At 67.2% G+C, this 19,205-nt stretch carries 15 protein-coding genes; 5 read left to right on the forward strand and 10 right to left on the reverse strand.

The window, feature by feature from the left end; all coding sequences use genetic code 11:
• Positions 1-90 precede the first annotated feature (90 nt).
• On the forward strand, positions 91-288 hold the full coding sequence (locus GO488_RS03655; protein WP_162316438.1) for a hypothetical protein: 198 nt from the start codon (positions 91-93) through the stop codon (positions 286-288).
• Positions 289-337: 49 nt separating this feature from the next.
• Here GO488_RS03655 and GO488_RS03660 read toward each other — a convergent pair whose 3' ends face one another.
• The gene (locus GO488_RS03660; protein ID WP_162316439.1) at positions 338-1,618 is read right to left on the reverse strand and encodes an RNA-guided endonuclease InsQ/TnpB family protein; all 1,281 of its coding nucleotides are present in this window, start codon (positions 1,616-1,618) and stop codon (positions 338-340) included.
• 53 nt (positions 1,619-1,671) lie between these two features.
• Here GO488_RS03660 and GO488_RS19585 point away from each other — a divergent pair, with 53 nt between their 5' ends.
• Positions 1,672-1,809: a hypothetical protein gene (locus tag GO488_RS19585; RefSeq protein ID WP_164509613.1), complete on the forward strand. Its 138-nt coding sequence runs from the start codon at positions 1,672-1,674 to the stop codon at positions 1,807-1,809.
• Positions 1,810-1,921: 112 nt separating this feature from the next.
• Here GO488_RS19585 and GO488_RS03665 read toward each other — a convergent pair whose 3' ends face one another.
• The 4 genes from GO488_RS03665 to GO488_RS03680 are packed head-to-tail and all read right to left on the reverse strand — an operon-like array spanning position 1,922 to position 6,568.
• A complete protein-coding gene (locus GO488_RS03665) occupies positions 1,922-3,427 on the reverse strand; it encodes a DUF7519 family protein (RefSeq protein ID WP_162316440.1) in 1,506 nt (501 codons plus the stop codon).
• Positions 3,424-4,779, reverse strand: a complete 1,356-nt coding sequence (locus GO488_RS03670) for a DUF58 domain-containing protein (RefSeq protein WP_162316441.1) — start codon at positions 4,777-4,779, stop codon at positions 3,424-3,426. The genes GO488_RS03665 and GO488_RS03670 overlap by 4 nt, the downstream gene beginning before the upstream one ends.
• Positions 4,776-5,552 carry a DUF7269 family protein gene (locus GO488_RS03675; protein ID WP_241692886.1) on the reverse strand — a complete coding sequence of 259 codons (777 nt, stop codon included), beginning with the start codon at positions 5,550-5,552 and terminating at the stop codon, positions 4,776-4,778. The genes GO488_RS03670 and GO488_RS03675 overlap by 4 nt, the downstream gene beginning before the upstream one ends.
• Positions 5,549-6,568: a DUF4129 domain-containing protein gene (locus GO488_RS03680; protein ID WP_162316442.1), complete on the reverse strand. Its 1,020-nt coding sequence runs from the start codon at positions 6,566-6,568 to the stop codon at positions 5,549-5,551. The genes GO488_RS03675 and GO488_RS03680 overlap by 4 nt, the downstream gene beginning before the upstream one ends.
• A 107-nt stretch (positions 6,569-6,675) precedes the next feature.
• On the opposite strand from GO488_RS03680, the gene GO488_RS03685 reads away from it, so the two are divergent.
• Positions 6,676-7,719, forward strand: coding sequence for a M48 family metalloprotease (locus GO488_RS03685; protein WP_162316443.1), 1,044 nt, complete (start codon positions 6,676-6,678; stop codon positions 7,717-7,719).
• A gap of 20 nt (positions 7,720-7,739) precedes the next feature.
• Here the strand turns inward: GO488_RS03685 and GO488_RS03690 are convergent, their stop codons facing one another.
• A complete protein-coding gene (locus GO488_RS03690) occupies positions 7,740-8,480 on the reverse strand; it encodes an NAD(P)/FAD-dependent oxidoreductase (protein WP_162316444.1) in 741 nt (246 codons plus the stop codon).
• 153 nt (positions 8,481-8,633) lie between these two features.
• Between GO488_RS03690 and pan1 the strand changes: the two genes are divergently transcribed.
• Positions 8,634-9,848 carry a proteasome-activating nucleotidase Pan1 gene (pan1, locus tag GO488_RS03695; RefSeq protein WP_162316445.1) on the forward strand — a complete coding sequence of 405 codons (1,215 nt, stop codon included), beginning with the start codon at positions 8,634-8,636 and terminating at the stop codon, positions 9,846-9,848.
• Between the two features lie 117 nt (positions 9,849-9,965).
• The gene (locus tag GO488_RS03700; protein ID WP_162316446.1) at positions 9,966-10,595 is read left to right on the forward strand and encodes a DUF420 domain-containing protein; all 630 of its coding nucleotides are present in this window, start codon (positions 9,966-9,968) and stop codon (positions 10,593-10,595) included.
• Between the two features lie 63 nt (positions 10,596-10,658).
• Here GO488_RS03700 and GO488_RS03705 read toward each other — a convergent pair whose 3' ends face one another.
• The 4 genes from GO488_RS03705 to GO488_RS03720 form a co-directional block, all read right to left on the reverse strand.
• Positions 10,659-12,491 (reverse strand): outer membrane protein assembly factor BamB family protein, encoded by a 1,833-nt coding sequence (locus GO488_RS03705; RefSeq protein WP_162316447.1) that lies wholly within the window; start codon positions 12,489-12,491, stop codon positions 10,659-10,661.
• On the reverse strand, positions 12,488-17,239 hold the full coding sequence (locus tag GO488_RS03710) for a glucodextranase DOMON-like domain-containing protein (protein ID WP_338401334.1): 4,752 nt from the start codon (positions 17,237-17,239) through the stop codon (positions 12,488-12,490). Before GO488_RS03710 ends, GO488_RS03705 begins: the two co-directional genes overlap by 4 nt.
• A gap of 254 nt (positions 17,240-17,493) precedes the next feature.
• Positions 17,494-18,234, reverse strand: a complete 741-nt coding sequence (locus GO488_RS03715; protein WP_162316449.1) for an ABC transporter permease — start codon at positions 18,232-18,234, stop codon at positions 17,494-17,496.
• On the reverse strand, positions 18,231-19,172 hold the full coding sequence (locus GO488_RS03720; protein WP_162316450.1) for an ABC transporter ATP-binding protein: 942 nt from the start codon (positions 19,170-19,172) through the stop codon (positions 18,231-18,233). The genes GO488_RS03715 and GO488_RS03720 overlap by 4 nt, the downstream gene beginning before the upstream one ends.
• Positions 19,173-19,205: the final 33 nt, after the last annotated feature.

Here is a 19,205-nt window from a genome sequence, read left to right on the forward strand (position 1 = left end):
AGCCGCGGCGAGAGCACTACTTCGGGAGTAACGGCCTGTCTTCGAGGGGCGGGGGAAGGGTTTGAGTCAAATCGTCCCGTAGAGAGGGGTATGGACACGGATCGACTGACGAAGCTCGCGCTCAACTACCTCGCGCTGTTCGTACTGGTGTTTCTGGTCCTCGCGGCCGTCCGAGCGGTCGTCGGCGACGTCGGCTTCTGGATAGAGCTGGCGATCGTCGTCGTGGTCGCCCTCGCGTACCGCCCGGTCGTGACGCGACTCGGCGTCGCTCCCAGCGGCTGGGAATGACATCCTCCTCGCCGTAACCGGCGAGGTTTCCTCGCGCTGGGGGTATCGACTACCGACCCACGGAGGCAACTTGCGGGTTCGTATGCTCCTCGTTGGGAACTGAGCATGGTGACTCTGACCAGTTATGGTCGTCCCACTTGAGGCATACAGGCCGTGCCATCGACCGTGTTACCGTCGTCTGCCGTCTCAAGAACGATTCACTCGCCAAGAGGTCGGCATGACCTTCAAACCCACACGAACACGTCAGCGTGTCCTGATGACGAACCGTGTCCGTGGTTGACCCACAGTTCCGACACGTCTGACTTGTCCACGCCTCAGACCGAACCTCAACCGACATACCATATTCTTCAGCGGTACACGCCAGTCTGTTCACGAATGCTCTGAACGCCCAGAAATTGTGCGTCTTCTCGTTCGCTCGAACCGACCAGTGTGTTTCCAACACGTCGGTTAAGTCACCCACGTACACTGTCGAAACACCTTCTTCGTAGAGGCGTTCGATGAGGTCTCGGGCGAGTGCGTCTTGGGCGTGGTTCCGTCGCTTGGCACGTCGGTCGTACAGGAGTCGGATACGATGACTACTGTATCGCCCCTCCTCCAACAGTGATTGAAGTTGGGCTATTTCTCGCGTCGTCTCGCGGAATCGCTCGAATAGGTCACGACCTTCGTACAGGTATTGCTGGCCGGTCGTGGTTGTGCAGGCGACGAGGTTGTTCGCACCAATATCCAGAGCGGCTTCTTGCGAAGCCAGTGGATGTGCCAGTCGAGAATGGTCTTCACTGATTGTGACTGGCTGAAAGGCCCTGAATGTCTGTGCTTGCTCGTCGTAGAACAACTCTAACCGACCCTGCTTTTCGTACTCTTTCCAATTGGGGTTGCCTCGAACTTCGAGCCGAAGGCGTTCACGGTATCCCAACCCGTACTCGTCTTTCAGATCTTTGCCAATGAGGATTTCGAGGCGGGAGTATTCGCCCCATTCGACAGAGTACGATGTAGTGCGGATGTACGTTCGGAGTTCACGTCCGTTTTCTGAGTTACCCCAAAATCCGGGTTTGCCGTTGGCTTCGTCCTTCTTCTTAAGACTGAAGAACGAGTTCCAAGCTTCACTATTTTTTCGCTCGATTTGCTGGACCGTCGAAGCACCGAGAACACCGCCGTAGCGACCGCGGTACTCGCTGATGTCCCACACGTCTCCGTCTGGGTCGGCGTAGTTTTTCCGACGTTCGTAGTTAATTTCGTTCCAGAGTGCGGCAGAAGCGTCCAACAGGCGTCGGAGCAACTCCTCGTCCTCATCGGACTGTGGAATCACGTCGAACGTGTTGGCTCGCTTCATCGACTACTGGTTGCATCCGAACACACATAAATGTGGGTTCTATGTGGTACTATATGGTCGAGGTCCGCATCGAGTTTGACGACGAGGAACAGTATGTGCGGCTGAAGGAACTGAAGAAGCGCCGTGGGTTGACGTGGAAGGGGTTGCTCCTCGAAGGAGAGAAAAAAGTCAGAGAGGATATCCCGGAGTGAGCGTCGAACGTGGTCTGTGGCGTGGGGTGTCGGATTCACGCCCGCCCTAAAGGACAGGGACTCTTTCTTTGAGTCAGGTAGGCGACATTCGACAGCGCCGACGAGAACCGGCTCACTCGGCGACCGACCGCTTCTCGCGCACGGTCAGTGCGAGACCGAACGCTACCAGCGCCACGAGGACGAGCCCGAGTGCGACCGCGGAGCGCCACGCGGCCTCGGGCGACGCCGGCGGTGCGAGCGCGGGGACGAGGAGATACCGCGCGGCGAGCGCGACGACGACGGCGGTAGCGAGGACGGCGGCGCTGCCGGTGACGTGGACGTACTGACTGTCGGTCGACTCGGCGGCCCGACCCAGTTGCGCGCCGAGCCCGCTCGCGTGGACGCCCGTGTCCCAGACCAGCAGCGCCCCGGCGACGCCGACGACGACCAGCGGCGTCCACAGGCCGAGTTCCGCCGCGCCGAGCGTCGACAGGAACAGGAGCGCGCTCCCGACCGTGAACCCGACGCTCGTCGGTGCGACGAAGCCGGTGTCGGGAAGCAACGCGACGGCCTGCAACGCGATCCCGGTCACGAGCAGGAGCGAGACGACCGCGCCGAGGACGACCGCCGCCGGGCCGACGACGGTCGTGACGCCGCCGTCCGGCCCAGGGAGAAGCGGACGGCCAAGGACGGACAGCGCGGCCGTTCCGACGAGCGCCAGCGCGACCGTGAGGAGACCTCCCGCCTGCAGCGACAGCGTTCGCGCCGGGTCGTCGCCCAGCCAGTCGGCGACCCAGTGACGGAGACCGTCGGCGGCGACGACGCCGACCAGCGCGACGGCGACCAGGCCGACAGCCACGTGGAGAACACCCGAGAGCGCGAACTCCAGTACCGGTCCGACCAGGGGGACGCCGTCGAGGAACAGCGCGAACAGCGCCCGTCCGAAGGGCGTCAGCGCGACGAACAGTTCGACGCCGAGGACCGCCCAGACGGTCTTGGGCACGTCGGTCGCCGCGACGCCGGCGTCGGCCAGCCCATCGAGCGGTCCCTCGCTGTCGGGTCGGTCGGGGAGCCACCCGTCCACGATCGGTACCGTTCGGTCGAGCAGCGCGAGGACGCCGAGCACCGCGAGCTGGAGCGTGACGAAGGCGACGAGCGACGACGAGACGGCGAGCGCGAGAACGGCCGCGGCGACCGCCGTCAGCGGGTCGAACTCGACGAGGAGGTTCAGGAGGACCGCGAGGACGATACCGACGAGGAGCGCGTTGCCGCTCTCGCGCAGCGCCGTCCCCAGCGAGTCGCTCCGGGCCAGCCCGGTCGTCGCGTCGGTGACGACGAGCGTGACGGCGAGTCCGAGACCGAGGGTGACGAACAGCGCGGGCGTGCTCGCACCGAGTGTTAGCGTCGCGCCGAGACACAGCGTCCCGACGAGGAGCGCGACGCTCCCGCCGGCGACGCGCGCGTTCGAGCCTCCGTCGAGCGCCCAGATGCCACCGGCGAGCGAGAGTGCGCCACCGACGCTCACCAGAACCGTGAGCGGGTCGCCGACGCCGAGACCGACCAGCAGCGCCACCGCGACGGCCAGCGTGCCCGAGAGCGCCGCCGTCGAGCGGACGGGCCGCCCGTCGAGTCCGCTCACGCCGACCACCCCGACTCGGCCCGCAGGAGCGCCGTCGCGAGCGGGTCCGTCGGCGTCCAGTCCACGACGCGGACGCTCGGGCGCAACCCGTCGAGCCGCTCGGCCCGGTCGAACCCGGCGAGAGTCCCGCCGGGCGTCTCGTCCGTGGTCACGTCGGGACTCAGCACCGTCACCGAGTGGCCGTGAGCGGCGAGGCGCTTCGCGGCGTCGGCCGCCCGGTCGTCGAGCAGCGGCGTACAGAAGACGACCTGCGCCCCGTCGGGAAGCGTCCGGTCGAGCGTCCCGACGACGTCGCCGCCGTCGGGCGCAGCTCCGCCGCCCTCTCTGCCGGGTTCGTGACGCTCGCTTTCGTACTGTTCGAGGCGGGAGACGGACTGGAACAGCTGGCCGCCCTCGACGCCCGTCAGGAATTCGCCGTCCTCGCCGTCGCTCGAATCGCCGTCGTTGCCACCGCCGAAGAACTCGCGGAGCCGGCGTCGCTGCGCGCGGTCGGCGGCCGGGCGGAGGTACGCGCCGTCGTCGAAGGTCGCCGCGCCCACGCGGTTGTCCTCGGCCAGCAGCGTCGCCCCGATCCGCTCGGCGGCGTAGACGGCGAACTGGACGGCGCTCGGCGCGCGGGGTCGCGGCGACACGGGGTTTCGCGTATCGACCAGCAAGACGACGCTCGCGGCCGCGGTCTCCCGGAACTCGACGGTCGCCAGTTCGCTCGTCCGGGCGAACCGGTTCCAGTCGATGCGCGCCATCGGGTCGGTCGACTGGTACTCGCGGACGGCGTAGAACGAGACCCCGTCGCCGCCCGCCCGCGTCGGGACGCGCCCCGCCCGCGGGAGCGTCTGCGCCGACAGGGGGAGCGACTCGACGTCGGCGCTACACTCGACAGTCGTCTCGACGCGCACCCGCTGGCGGCACTCGCCGGTGCCGGTGAGGTCGCGACAGACCACCGTCGTCTCGCCGAACGGGTGGTCGCCGCGGCGCGCCTCGACGGCGTACGTGAACGAGGCGCTGTCGTCGGCGTCGAGGGCCGTCCCGAACCGGGGCGACCCCGCGACGACGCGGAGGCGCTCGGGGACGCCGTCGACGACGCGTACGTCCGGGAGATAGCCGAGGCCGTCGTTGCTGACGGTCACCGTCACCGCGACCGCCTCGCCGGGGAGCGGCGCGGCCGGTTCGAGGGTTCGTTCGACGGTCAGGACCGGTTCGGGGTCCCGCGTCGCCGCCTCGTAGGCCGCGTAGACGAGCCCGACCGTCGAGGCGACGAAGATAGCTGCGTTGCCGGTGGCGACGCCCGCCGCGCCCGCGACGAGCGCCGCCGAGAGCCCGATCGAGCGGCGAGCGCGCCGTCGGTCAGTCATCGGGAATCACCGCCGCGGAGCCGGCGGATCTCGGCGAGCGTCGCGGCCACCTCCCGGTCGAACCCCTCGCCGCTGGCCCAGTCGCGCAACTGGACGGCGAGCGGCGGGTCGCCGGCCCGCTCGCCGACCAGGGAGGCCGCGCGCGCGTCGTCGGTCCACGTCCCGTCCTCGATCGCGGTCTCCGCCGCCTCGCGGTCGCGGTCGGTGTACCTGACGAGCGCCCGGCGCACCGCCTCTCGGAGGCGATGCCGAACTTCGACCGCGTAACTCGCTTCGATGCCGTTGTAGGGATCGACGCGGCCGTCGATGCGCTGCAAGAGGGCGTCGACGTCGTCGCCGACGACAGAGTGAGATTCGCCGTGGATCGTCTCTGGGTTCGCGCTCGGGAGTTCGACCGGCGTCTCGGGCGTCGATTCCCCGTCCTCCTCGCGGCCGAGGACGCCGTAGAGCCCGACGAGCGCGACCGCGACCCCGGCGTACGGTGCGGCGGCCCGGAGCGCGGCCGTTGCGGTCGAATCCGCGGGCGCGGGGAGGAGACCGGGAATCGCGACGACGAGGACGGCCGCCGCGAGGGCCGCGAGTCCGGCGAGTGTGAGCACCCGCCAGAGCGGGCCGGCCTCCTCGCGCTCGACCGTCGCGTCGACGGTCGCCCCGTCGGAGAGCGTCCCGCGAGTCGCCCGCTCGGTCGACGTCGTCTTCTCGCTGGCGGGAGGGTCGGCCGACCCGACCTCGTCTGCCGTCGACTCTTCGCTCACCGTCTCGGTCTGGCTCACCGCTCGTCACCCCCCTCGAAGATGCTCGAAAGCGCGTCTCGCGCTGCCTCCGTCCGAGTGGTCGAAGCCGATCGGCCGCCGTACTGGACGGCCCGGAACAGGTCGGTCAACCGCTGCACCGGACCTTCCGGAAGCCCGATGTCGACGGCTTTCCGGGCGTACTCGCCGGGCGTCGTCGCCGCGGGGTTCGCGACCGGGATCACCGCGGTCAGTCGCTGCCACGCCTCCTGTATCGTCGGCGGACTGGGTTCGTCCGGCGTCTCGGCGTCGGCGCTCGTCTCGGTCGTCGCCCGCAGGTCCTCGCTCGTGGGGTCGTCGCGTTCGAGGAACGCCGGTCGGTCGATGCCGCCGCGGAGCGAGGCCAGCAGCCCGCCGCCGGTCAGCCCCGAGAGGGCGCGTCCCGGCGAGACCGCCAGCGTCCCGAGCACCCCTGGGAGCGTGACGAGGGTGCGGCCGGTCATCCGACTCAGCGGACCCAGTCCCGCGGCGAGACCGCCGCCGACGCCGCGAACGACGCGACCGACGCCCGCGGCGACGCTCGAAAGCGCGGCCGCACCGCCGAGCAACGCCGTCGTCGTCAGCTGCGGAATCCGCTGGAGCGCGCCCGTGACGGGGAGCCACCGCGGAATCGGGAGCCACGAGAACCCGAGTCCAGGGAGACCGAACCCCCCGCCGTCGAAGCCGTCGCCGCCGCGGACGACGAGGAGACCGACGTAGCCGAGCGCCAGAACTGTGAGCAAGCCGAGCAGCTGCGGGAGGAACGAGAGGGAGGGGGCGCCGCTCCCGCCGCCGGTGTCGGCCGCTGGCGTGGCTGTCGGTTCGGCGGTCGGAACCGGCGTCGCCGTCGGTTCGGCGACCGGAGTGGAGGGGGTGGGCGCGGGGGCCGATGGCCCGTCGGCGACGGGACCGCTCTGCTGGAGTCCCACGTCCAGCGCAGCGGGGAACAGCGCCGTCGCGTAGACGACGGCGCCGGCACAGAGGAGGGCCAGGGCGGCGCGCGTGAGACTGGAAGGCACTATTCATGACTTCTGTCCAACCAGTCTAAAGTATTGTCCTTGTTCGAAGGAGTTTTCGAGCGACCAGAAGTATTTTGGCGCGTTGACAGCTATCTCCAGACACGCGTATGGGGACCCTCAACCGCCGCATCCTGACGACCCTCCTGCTCCTCCTGGCGATCGACGTCGCCGTCGTCGCCACCGTCGCGTCCCTCCTGACGCCGTGGCTCACGCCGCTTCGAGACGCCGTCGACGCGGTGCTTCCCGGCGGGCCCGGCCCCGCGTGGTGGCTCGCGGTCGTGGCTCCGGCGCTCGCCGCCTTCGTCTGGGCGCAGTTACGGTACACGCGCGCACAGACGCTCGCGGCGGCCGACGCCCGCGAGGTGAACCGAGCCGAGTATCCGGACCTCTTCGAGCGGGTTCAGCGCCTCTGTCAGCAAGCGGATATGTCGATGCCGACGGTCGCTGTCGCCGACAGCGACGTTCCGAACAGTTTCGCCGTCGGTACCGTCGGAAGCGCCACCGTCGTCGTCAGCGAGGGCCTGCTCGCCGCGCTCTCGGGCGACGAACTCGACGCCGTGTTGGCCCACGAGCTGATGCACGTCAAGAACCGCGACGCCGCCGTGATGACGCTTGCCAGCTTCCTCCCGGCGCTGACCAACGGCGAGTACGGTCCCATCGACGACGCGCTTCCGGGCTCTCGCGGGAGTCGACTCGTCTTCGGCGCGCTGGCGTTCGTCGGAGCCTATCTCCTCAGCGCCCGATTCGTCGAGGCCCCGTTCGGATCGCTCGCCTTCACGCTCTCCGTCGCCTTCCTGTTCGGTCTCACAGTCGTCCTCGGCGGCGTCCTGCTGGGCGTGTTCACCGCGCCGGTCGTGGTGCTGGGCCGGTCGCTCTCCCGCGAACGGGAGTTCGCCGCCGATCGGAGCGCCGCGAAACTCACGGGGAACCCGTCGGCGCTCGTCGCCGCGCTGGAGACCCTCGACGGCGACGCGACGCCGACCCCGGAGACCGATAAGCGCCGGGCCTACGACGGCGTCCGCGGGCTCTGTTTTCTCCCCTACGGGTTCGAGGACGACCCGGCGACCGACGAGTTCCGCGTCGAGACCCGCTCGCACCCGCCGACCGAGGCGCGCATCGAGCGGCTCGGGGACGTGCTCCGAGAACTGTGAGCGCCCGTTCGGCTCGCCGCTCAGTCCTCGTCCTCGGCGACGCTCGGGTGCATCGTCGGTTCGCCGGGCATCGGCTGCTCGAAGTACCGCTGCATGACCTCCAAAGACTCTTCCTCGCGCCGCTTTCGCTCGTCTTCGCTTATCTCCTCGCAGCCCGGCGGCACCTCGCGGTCGCGGTCGGTGAAGTAGCCCTCCGGGGCCGTCCAGTCGTGGTAGAAGTCCACGTCGCTGTCCTCGACGAGCGTCAGCCCGACCTGTGCGCCGTGGCCCGCGGCGACGATGGTCTGGTGGTACTGCTCGGCCAGCCGGCCGGCCGCATAGAGGCCATCGACGGCCGTTCTCCCGAGGTCGTCGACGCCGACGAACTCCTTGCTCCCCCTGTCGATCAGCTCGACGTCGAGGCCGGCGAGATACGACGCGTCGGCCCAGGACGCCGCGACGACGTAGTCGGACTCGAACTCCTCGCCGTCGGCGACGGTGGTCGCGAACCCGTCGTCGGTCTCCTCGACCCGCTGGACGCGGCCGTCCGTGAACCACGCGCCCGCACGGCGGGCCTGTGCGCGGATCAGTTCGAGGAGGAGTCGCGGATTCACGCCGGCGGGAAAGCCCGGGTAGTTCTCGAGGTGCGCGTTGCGGTTCAGGATGGACTCGTCGGTCGAGACGATTCGCGTCGAGACGCCGGCCCGCGCGGTGTAGATGGCCGCCGAGAGGCCCGCGACGCCGCCGCCGACCACGACGACGGACTCCGGTTCCGTGGACATGCGCGCCGGTTACCTGCCCCGGGACAGAAATCTGCCGGTTCGACGCCGGAACGCTGGACGGCCGTATCGGGGCGGTAGGGTCCCGCTGCCCGCGGTATCGAATGCTGGCGCTACCCGAAGCCTCATAATGACTCACCTACTAGAAGGGGCGTAATGACCGACACCGTCGACGAGGTGGACCTGCCCTACGACGAAGACGCCTCCCAGCAGAAGAAGATAGAGGCGCTGCAGGAACGGCTCGAGGTGCTCGAAGCACAGAACGAGGAGATGCGGGACAAACTGCTCGATGCCAACGCCGAGAACAACAAGTACCAGCAGAAACTGGAGCGGCTGACTCACGAGAACAAGAAGCTCAAGCAGTCGCCGCTGTTCGTCGCGACCGTCCAAGAGGTGGGCGAGGACGGCGTCATCATCAAACAGCACGGCAACAATCAGGAGGCGCTTACCGAGGTCACCGACGAAATGCGCGACGGCCTCGAACCGGACGACCGGGTCGCCGTCAACAACTCCCTCTCTATCGTCAAGCAACTCGACGACGAGACGGACGTCCGCGCCCGCGTGATGCAGGTCGATCAGTCGCCGGACGTCACCTTCGCCGACATCGGCGGTATCCAAGAGCAGATGGAGGAGGTCCGCGAGACGGTCGAGATGCCGCTCATCAGCCCCGAGATGTTCGAAGACGTGGGCATCGACCCGCCGAGCGGCGTCTTGCTGCACGGCCCGCCCGGCACGGGCAAGACGATGCTGGCGAAGGCCGTCGCCAACGAGACCGACGCCACCTTCATCAAGATGGCCGGCTCCGAGCTCGTCCACAAGTTCATCGGCGAGGGTGCGAAACTCGTCCGCGACCTCTTCGAACTGGCCCGGCAGGAAGAGCCCGCGGTTGTCTTCATCGACGAGATCGACGCCATCGCCGCGAAGCGAACCGAATCGAAGACCAGCGGCGACGCCGAGGTCCAGCGGACGATGATGCAACTGCTCTCGGAGATGGACGGCTTCGACGACCGCGGCGAGATCCGCATCATCGCCGCCACCAACCGCTTCGACATGCTCGACCGCGCCATCCTCCGACCCGGTCGGTTCGACCGCCTCATCGAAGTCCCCAACCCGGACTTCGAGGGTCGCAAGGAGATCTTCAAGATCCACACGCGCGGCATGAACGTCGCCGACGACGTGGACTTCGAGGGCCTCGCGGAGGCCATCGACGACGCCTCCGGGGCCGACGTGAAGGCAGTCTGCACCGAGGCCGGGATGTTCGCCATCCGCGACGACCGCACCGAGGTCGAGATGAAGGACTTCGAGAACGCCTGGGAGAAGATCCAGCAGGAAGAAGACGAGGACGAGGACATCTCGCGCACCTTCGCCTGATTCGGCGCCGCTGTCTCTCCCGTCGTTTTCTCCGCTACGTTTCCCATCGCTTTCTCCGACGCTCTCCCCGTCGCTCGTTTCCAGAACACGGAAAGCCCTCGCTTGCTCAGTTCTCGTATGGCCGTCGCAGACAGACTCCAGTCGCGCGCTCGCGCTCGCCCGCGCCTCGTCACCGCCGCCGTCTCGCTGGTCGGTTACGCGTTGGTCTTCGGGACGTTCGGCGGCGTGTTGCCGTTTCCGACCATCAGCAACGAGACCGTCATCTTCCTCTCCGACGCGATCGCCGTCGTCAACGCCTGTGCGCTGACCGCCATCCTCGTCGGCGTCTACTTCATCAAGAGCGGCGAGGTCCGCAAGCACCGAGCGGCGATGTTGACCGCGTTCGCCCTCATCATGGCCTTCCTCGTGCTGTACCTCCTGAAGGTCGGCGGCGGCTTCGAGAAGGCGATCCTCGCCGAGGGAGTCGTCTGGTGGGCGTACATCCTGATGCTCGCCGTCCACGTCCTCCTCTCGGCCGTCTCCGTTCCGGTCGTCGTTCACGCCGTCGTCCTCGGCCTCTCGCATACCCCGGCCGAACTCCGCGAGACGGCCCACGCGCGAGTGGGACGGATCGCCGTCGCCGCCTGGGGACTGAGCCTCTTTCTCGGCTTAGTGACGTACGTGATGCTCAACCACGTCTACGGCTGGGTACCCCGCGGCGAGGCGGCGCTGGTTCTCGCTGTCGCCGGTCCGTCGCTCCGGCGGTAGGGACGCGGCGCCGTCGCGCTCGATTACCGATAAAAAATTGAACGTCGGTGGCGGGAAGACTCGTCAGTTCTCGCGTCGTGCGGCCAACAGCGCCGCCGCCACGACGGCGAGCAGTGCGGCGACGGCCGTGAAGCCGGGACCGTCACCGGACGTGGGCACGTCGGTGCCGCTCCCGTCGGACCCGTCGTCCGCGGCGGTCCCGCCGTCGGCAGTGGCCGTCTCGGTGCCGTCCGAGCCGTCCGGCGTCGCGGTGTCGTCCGTCGTCACCGGATCGTCGGTTGCCTCGGTCGGCGTGTCGTCTAGTTCACAGCCGCAGTCGGTCTCGACCGGCGTGTCCGTGCCGTCGCCCTCGTCGGGCGTCGTCGTCTCGGTCCCGTCGTCGGGGTTGCCGTGGATGGGACCGCCACCGTCGCCGCTGGAGTCGGATCTGACGGTGACCGTCGTGGACTGCGAACCCACGCTGACCGGGACCTCTCCGGTGGTCTCGAACGTGTACTCGAAGCGCACGGTCTCGGTGGCACCGGCGGCCACGTCGACGGGTTCGCTGTCGACGACCGTCCCGTCGACGGTCAGTTCGGCAGTGTAACTGCCCCTGGCCTGCCCGATGTTCGAGAGTTCGGCCGTCACCGTCGCCGTGTCACCTCTCTCGACGGAGTCGGGCGCGCTAATACTCGCCACCGAAATCGACGGGTTGGCGTCGACGAACTGCCTGACAGCGCCCGTGTCCGCGCCGACGTACAGCGCGTCGTAGGCGACCGTCGGCGCGGTGGCGATGGCGGAGGAACTCGCGTAGAAGCTCGCTCGCATCCGTCCGTCGGTCGCGTCGAGTAGATGGACGTCGCCGACGTCGGTACCGACGAAGACGGTTCCGTTGGCCGTCGTCACCGACGCACCGAAGGTGTCCTTGGTATCCACCGAGGTACGCCACTGCTGGGTCCCGTCGCCGAGCGCGTGGGCGGCGACAGCGTCGGACGTGCCGACGACGGCCGATCCCCTGTGGATGGCCGGACTGGCGAAACTGCCGTCGTAGGCGCTCGTCTCGGCCCACTGCTCGGTCCCGGTCGCGTCGTAGGCGGCGACCGTGCCGTCGGTCGCGGTGACGACCACCGTCTGGCCGTCCGCAGTCACGGCCGGGGCGTTGAGCGCGCCGCTGGCCACGTCCTCCGAGAACGTGGCGCTGAGGTCCGCCGTCGAGAGCGCGTGGAGCGTCCCGCTGCGGTCCCCGACGTAGAGCGTCCCGTCGGCGATCGCGGGCGTCATCGCGCCCGCGGGGCTGCCCATGTCGTAGGCGGCCAGCACCTCCGAGCCGTCGGCGGCCAGCTTGTAGACGTGGCCGTCCTCGCTGGCGACGTAGAGCGCGCCGGCGTCGTCCGTGGCGACCGAACCGGCGAACGCGCCGAAGGCCGCTTCGTTGCTATCGGTGCTCCGCGTCCACTCGACGGTGCCGCTGGCGGTGTCGAGCGCGTAGACGGTGCCGGCGTCGGTAGCGACGTAGAGGCTCCCCTCGTCGTGCGTCGGCGAGCCGAACACCGATCCGTCGACGCTCTGGGTCCACGTCTGGGACCCGTCGGCCTCGGCGTAGGCCTTCACGGTACTGCCGTCGCCGACGTAGACGGTGTCGTCGCCGACGGTCGGTCCGGAGGCGACGTCCGTCCCCTGGTTGCCGGCGACGCTCCATCCGAGGTCGATGCTGCCGTAGTCGGGCGCGCCGGTCGCGTTCCCGGAGTTGCGGTCGTCGGCCTGATAGCTCGGCCACTCGCCGACGTTGCCGGCGGCGTTGCCGCCGGTGTTGGCCGCGCCGATTCCAATGGGGGCGATCAGGCCCGCGGGGATCGCCGCGACGGCGAGCACCGCGAGCGAGAGCGCCAGCACTTTCCCTGCCGACGTGTCGTTCATCGCTCCGTCACCTCCGAGGCGATGCCGCGGAGGTCAGCGTAGTCCGGGACCAGTCCTCCGGTTCCCGGGACCGCGCTATCGGACTCGTAAGCCTCGCGCACGACGTCGAAGTGCGCGCTCGTGACCGGTCCGTTGCCGGCGAGGGCCTCTCGGAGGGAGTTGCCGGTCTCGCTCATCGAGACGAACGGGATGTCGTACCCATCGAAGTCGTCGGAGTCCGTGATGTCCTCGGCTGTCGGGTCGAGGACGTCCGCCTGCGAGACGCTATCGGGCAGGACGATGTCGAGGACGTTGGTGTGATAGTAGCTCGAGGGTGCACCGCCGAACGTGTAGTTCCCCGAGGCGTTGGCGTCGGATTCGACCTTTCGGATGCCAGCTGTGCCATAACTATCGTAACTGAACATCATCGGAACGATGTCGACTTCGCGGATGTTCGACGGAATCGTGCTCCGCGGGACCGTGATCTCGATCGCGTCGAACTGTCCGATACCACGGGTGCTCACGCCGCTACTGGCGTCGGCGATAGTGCTCCAGTTGCCGTCTTCGACGACGGGGAGCGTTCCAGAGGCCACATTGTTGGAACTGGCGTGTCCCGTGGCGACGATGCGGCGGTGATAGTCCTTGGCGAATATCTTCTCGCCGCTATTGTACGCGTGAACACCATCACGGCTGTAGAGGTCTGAGCTACTGGCATTTGGGTCACTGACGTAGAGCTGAACGTGCTGGAGACTGTAGCCGTAGTCGCCGCCCCACGGATCGCGCAGTTGCGGCAGGCGGACGAGGAACGTGTAGTTCGAGTCGTCTTCGTAGATATCCACCTGCTGGATGTCGTGATCCACCGGCGTGATATCGCTGGTCGAGGGATAGGTGAACGCGTTCGCTCCGTCCGACGTAGTGGCGGGACCGTAGGGGTCACCACCGTCATCAGAGAGGGTAGCGACGTGGTCTACATCGCCCAATCGATCCTTGTACAGCGGCGTGAACGGGAGTTGCGCCAGATCGTCCGCGTCGTAGGCGAGCGCCTCGGCCTGGCTCACGCCGGGCGGCGTGAGCATGTCGACGACGCCCGGCGCGTTCTCCACGGCACCGGCTTTCGCACCGCCGAACTGGTAGCCCTGCGCCGTCTCCCTGACGTCGCGGAAGCCGCCGTAGTCCTCGGAACCGACGACCGGACAGACCTCGGTGTTGACGATATCGAGGTCGCTCAGACTGCTCTTATCGACGGAGACGATGACCGTGTTCCCATCTAAGTTGACGAGTTTGTCGACGGAGGCGACATCGTCTCCCTGCGCGTCGACGACGCTACCGGCGAACCCGGTCGCGGTAACGCGGTAGTGCCAGCCGGACGCGAAGTTCGCCGAGACGCCGATATCGCCGTTCTCCGTGACGCTGCCGCCCGGAAGCGACGGGTCGCGGAGCCAGACCGCGAAGAAGTGCGGCGAGAAGTCGCCGCCGAAGGAGTCGTAGAGGTTGGCGACCTCGAAGGAGAACAGGTAGTCCGAGTCGGACTCGTACACCTTGAACGACCGCAGGTCGAACGCGCCGTCCTCGAAGGCGCTGTTGGTGGGGTAGGTGTAGCTCCCCGGACCGTCGTCGTCGCCGGACGGATCGGAGAACTCGGCGATGAGTTCGCCGGGCGTCACAGTCACCGTCCCGGAGGCGAGTTCCGTCCCGGACTGTGGGTCCTTCAGGACGACGCTGTAGGAACCGGGGGTCTGGATGGTGTAGCCGAAATTGAATGTCTCACTCTGCCCCGTCGGGGCGAGGCGAACGTTCTCGGTTGCCACGACGGTGCCGTCGACTTCGATATCGACAGTCGTGCCGCCGATGAAGTCCGTCGAGTTCGTCCCTGTCGCCGAGATGAACTGCTGGTCGAGATCGGGGTCAGGAGTGATACTGTACGACGGTGATTGAGTCGGCTTCGCGTACGTATCGAGACTCGAAGCTTCCTCCGACGACGCCGGGACGAGCCGGAGCGCCGTTCCGCCGCTTCGGGCCATGGACGCTAGCACGGTATCTCCCGAACTGACGAGCGACGTGGTTCGTGCAATCTCCGTGGGATCGTTGTCCACGTCAGTTCCCGCCTCGTCTGTGTACATCTCCATCGTCCAGCCGTTGGACTGAGAGTCGAGGAAATCGAGCGGCACGTCGATGGCGCGACCGTTGCCGTCGGTCATCGCGCCGACGTACCACTCCCCGTCCTTCTGCCGTGCGGTGACGACGTACTTCCCGATCTCGGCGTCGACGACCGTCGTGTCGTCCCAGCCGCCGGCGGGCACGTCTTCGATGTACTTGAAGTCGGGTTTCGACTCGACGTTCTCGTTCGCGACCTGGCTGTCGGTCAAATCGGTGTATTTCGCCGGGAACGGGGCATCAGCACCCTGTTCGGTGACGCCGACGGTGTTGACGGTCAGTCCCGCGACGTCACCCTGGAACGTCTCACCGGAGTCGTCGTAGTTCATCTCCAGCGCGACGGCGTTGTCGCCCTGCATGAGGTTCACCGAGACAGTATGGACGCCGTAGGTGTCCCAGTACTCCGTGAACGACGGGTTGATCTTCTCCGTCGACCCGTTGACGTTCAGCGTGAGTTGCGGACCGCTGGCGTCGATGACTCGCGGGGCGTTCTCCTCGGCGTCGCTCGCATAGCGGATGTGCAGGTCGTAGGTCCCGGCTGAACTGACGTTTTTGACAGTGAAGGAGACGTTCGACCCGGAGTCGTGTTTGTTCGGGTCGAACCCGACGTAGTTCGTTCCGAAGGTGTTGCGCCAGTCGTCGCCGGTGGTGAGTCCGTCGATGACTCCGGAGGGGGCTTGGACGTACTGGCCGACCTCGAACGCCTCGTCGATGTAGGCCTCGACGCGGTCGGCGGCCATCTGTATCCCGGCGTTGTACGTGGGATACATGGCGAGTTGCTTCGCGCGCGTCGTCTGAATCTGGTCGCCCTCGCTGTCGTTGAACGTGATGTCGAAGATACCGGGCTGGTAGCTCGTCGGGCCGGCCAGCATCCGCGTGAAGGGGAGCGTGACGTGGTGCTCGCGGCCGACGTTCGAGCCGAGCGCGCCGAACCCGTCGTACTCCTGGGCCTTCACGACCTCGCGGGCGGCGACGTTGGGATACGTCCGGCGCTCGCCGGTCGGGACGATGCCCTCGTGGATCTCGAGGGTCTGCCGTTCGCTCGCGGCCTCCTCGATGACGGTTCGGTGGTGATTGACCGCCAACTGGCAGTGCTGGTTGTGACTGGGCGAGCTCTGATTGTCGCCGAACAGACCGGGGTCGGAGACGTAGCCGTTCTTGATCGAACGGATGCCGTTTTGCTCGTACTCGTCGAAGATGCCGTTGTTCAGGATCTCGTCCTCGTAGTTCGGGAGGTTCCCCGACGTCTCGTTGTGGATCGTGAACTCGACGGGGTTCGGGAGGTTCGACCCGTACGTCGTTATCTCGCCGACGTCGAAGTCGGGGTAGGAGTCGGCGACGCCCATCTCGAGTGCGGACCCGGTCGCGCCGGCGTCCGACCCGTAGGAACTCCACCCCTTGTTCCATCCCTCCGCCAGCACGCTGTCGATCCCGTTCTGGCTGGCGAAGTGCATGTAGCGTTTCATCCGCTCGGTGCGCGCGCCGTGGATGTACGCCGCCGGGTTGTTCCCGTTGGCCTCGATGTCGGCGTCGCTCTTGTACTCCCACTTGGCGTTGCCCGCGATCATCGTCCACCAGATGCCGATGTACTTCCGGGGGGTCAGCCAGTCCGTGTCGACGCCGCCGTTGCCGTCGCTCGGCAGGACGGTGTCGTCGCGGTCCTCGTTCAACAGCGGCAGGAGCGACGATTCGACGAGGTCGCCGGGCGTCGTACCCAATTGGACCGTCCGCCACGGCGTCGCATTGGGCAGCGTCCACGAGACTTTCGTCTCGCCCGAGAGCGGCGCGAGCTGCGTCGCGAACTCGGTCCCACCGGAGTCCGATACTGGTGCCAGTGAGGCCAGCGCGTAGTCGTCTAAGTCCGCCTGATGCACGCTCAGATACGCGCTGTCGCTCGCTTTGACCGTCAGCGGCATGTGCGCGCCCTTCCGGCTCGGATCGTCGTTCGGTCGAACCGTCTCCGACCCGGCGGGAACTTCGCTGAGTTTCGATTCCGTGTACTCGGATTCGAACCGGGGATTCGTAAAGGCGTTCTCTATCCACCAGCAGGTGTAGTCGCCGGCGAAGTCGACCTGCGTGTTCTCCGAGATGATGACGGCCTTCCCGCTGTTGGCGGCGAAGTCGCTGTCGTCGAAGACGAAGCGGAAGCCGAGACCGTCGTCGAAGACGCGGAGTTCGAGATTCGCCGAACGTCCCGGGCCAGCCGTCTCTTCGAGGCCGAGTCGGAGCTCGTTGTAGTCCTCCGAAACGCTGCTATACTGGTCCCACTCGGGGGTCCAACTTTCGGTCTCCGTCCCACTTTCACTGCCGGTGACCGAGATCGCCGCCCCGCTCGTGCCGTCGGCGCCCGCGCCGAACGTCGCCTGATTCTGGAAGTCGAAGCCGAGTGACGACGGTTTGATGTACGTCGTACCGTTGAAATCGACGCTGTACGTGGGTATCCCCCCGGACACGTCCACGCTAACGCTGATGTTTCCGTTCGGTGAGCTAACGGTCCGCGTATCGCTGTCGTCGCCGCCCATTATCTGTGCGGCGACCGACTCGGGTACGTCCCGCGTGTACGCCGCCGCTGCCAGCAGCGACGCCACCCCGCCGAGGAACTCTCGGCGGCCCACCCCGTTAGGAGTTTGTTGAGATCGTCTAGTAACCATTTCCAACTCAGTAAGAACGGTTGTACAACATAAATCCAACGGTTATGTACGATTATGATATACGTCTGTGTGGGAATAGAACGTTATCAGAAAAGATACTTCAAAAGTCGCCCACAGGTTGGCTAGAGATTCGAGAGTGATTCTCAGAGGAGCGAGAGATAGGTCTCGTATTTTTCGAACGTTCGCCGGTGCTGCGCTGTCGTCGGCTATCGACCCGACTAATCGGTCTGGGGGAGGAGCCACGCGCCGACGAGAAAGCCGACGACGGCACAGACCGTGAGGACGGCGAGCGGCGTGATGGCACCTCCCTCGCCCGTCGTCGCCGCGCGCACGCCTCGCGAGAAGTACGTCAGCGGCGAGAGCCACGTCGGGAACCACCCCGGGAGGAGTTCCGGCGGGACGAACGTCTCCGAGAGGAACAACAGGGGAAGCGCGATGGCGTTGCTCGCGGAGATGACGCCGTCCTGTGAGTCGGCCAGACTCCCGAGCATCGCTCCGACGCCGCAGAACAGCCCCACGCCGAGGACGACGAACGGAATCAGCAACGGCGACAGCTCTATCTGTGCGCCGGTGAGCACGACCATCAGCGCCAGCAGGAGTATCCCCGCCAGGCCGATGACGACGACGTTCACGAGCGTCTGGGCGAGCAGCCACTCCGGGCGGGTCAGCGGCGTCGTCGCCAGTTTCTCGAAGCGGTTGCCCGCTCGGTGACGCGCCACCTCGCTCCCGACCCGAGAGAGCGGCGTGAACAGCACGACGACCGCGAGGTAGCCGGGCACGTAGTACGCCGGGGACTCGGTGAAGAGGCCGCCCCCGCCCGGCCGCGTCTGGACGAGGACGCCGAAGATGACGACGATGATCAGCGGGAAGAAGAAGGTGAAGAAGACCGCCGTCCGCCGACGGAGGAACGCCCGCGCCGCGGCCCGCGATTCCGCCCGAAGGCGACCGAGTCGGCTCACCGGACACCACCCGCCGTCGCCTCCTCGCTCCGCGGATCGCCGCCGCGACCGACGCCGGTTCCCGTCAGTTCGAGGTAGACGTCTTCTAGGTCCGGCTCCTTCCACGTCAGGCTGTCGTAGCCGACGCCGGCGGCGTCGAGTTCGGCGACGACCTGCCCGATGGACTCCGGTCGGACGCCGTAGACCACGAGTCGGCCGTTCCGCAGGACGGTCCGCGCCGGATAGTCGATGCGGTCGGGAGTCGTCTCGTCGAAGTCGCCGTCGACGATGAGTTGGCTATCGCCGCCGTGTTCGGCGACCAGTCGAGTCGGACTGTCCAGCGCGGCCAGTCGCCCGTCGGCGAGCAACCCGACGCGGTCGGCGAGTTGCTGGGCCTCCTCCATGTAGTGTGTCGTGACGACGATGGTGACGCCGCGGTCGGAAAGGCCCGACAGCAGGTCCCAGAGGGCCTGTCGGCCGGCCGGGTCGATTCCCGTCGTCGGCTCGTCGAGCACGAGCAGGTCCGGGTCGTTGATGAGCGCCGTCGCCACGCAGGTCCGCCGCTGCTGTCCGCCCGAGAGGTTCTCGTAGTACGTCTGGGCGCTGTCGGTCAGTCCCACGTCCGACAGCACGGCGTCGACGTCCCGCGTCTCGTCGTAGAGACCGGCGTAGTACGCGACGAGTTCGCGCGCGCTCAGGCGCTCGTGCGGGTCGAACGACTGCGGGAGGAGACCGATGCGCGAACGGTCCACGTCTCTCGGTGACTCCCCGAACAGTTCGACGCGGCCCTCCGCGTCGGTGGTCCCGGTCAGCGCGCGAACCAGCGTCGTCTTCCCCGCCCCGTTCGGTCCGACCAGCGCCAGCACCTCGCCCGCCGCCGCGGAGAGCGACACGCCGTCGAGCGCGACGGTGTCGCCGTAGCGCCGACGGACGTCCTCGGCGACCAGTACCTCGTCCATAGTTCACCGTCGGTCATCCCCTCCGAAAGCCGT

It is taken from the genome of Haloarcula limicola, assembly GCF_010119205.1.
Taxonomy (GTDB): Archaea; Halobacteriota; Halobacteria; order Halobacteriales; family Haloarculaceae; genus Haloarcula; species Haloarcula limicola.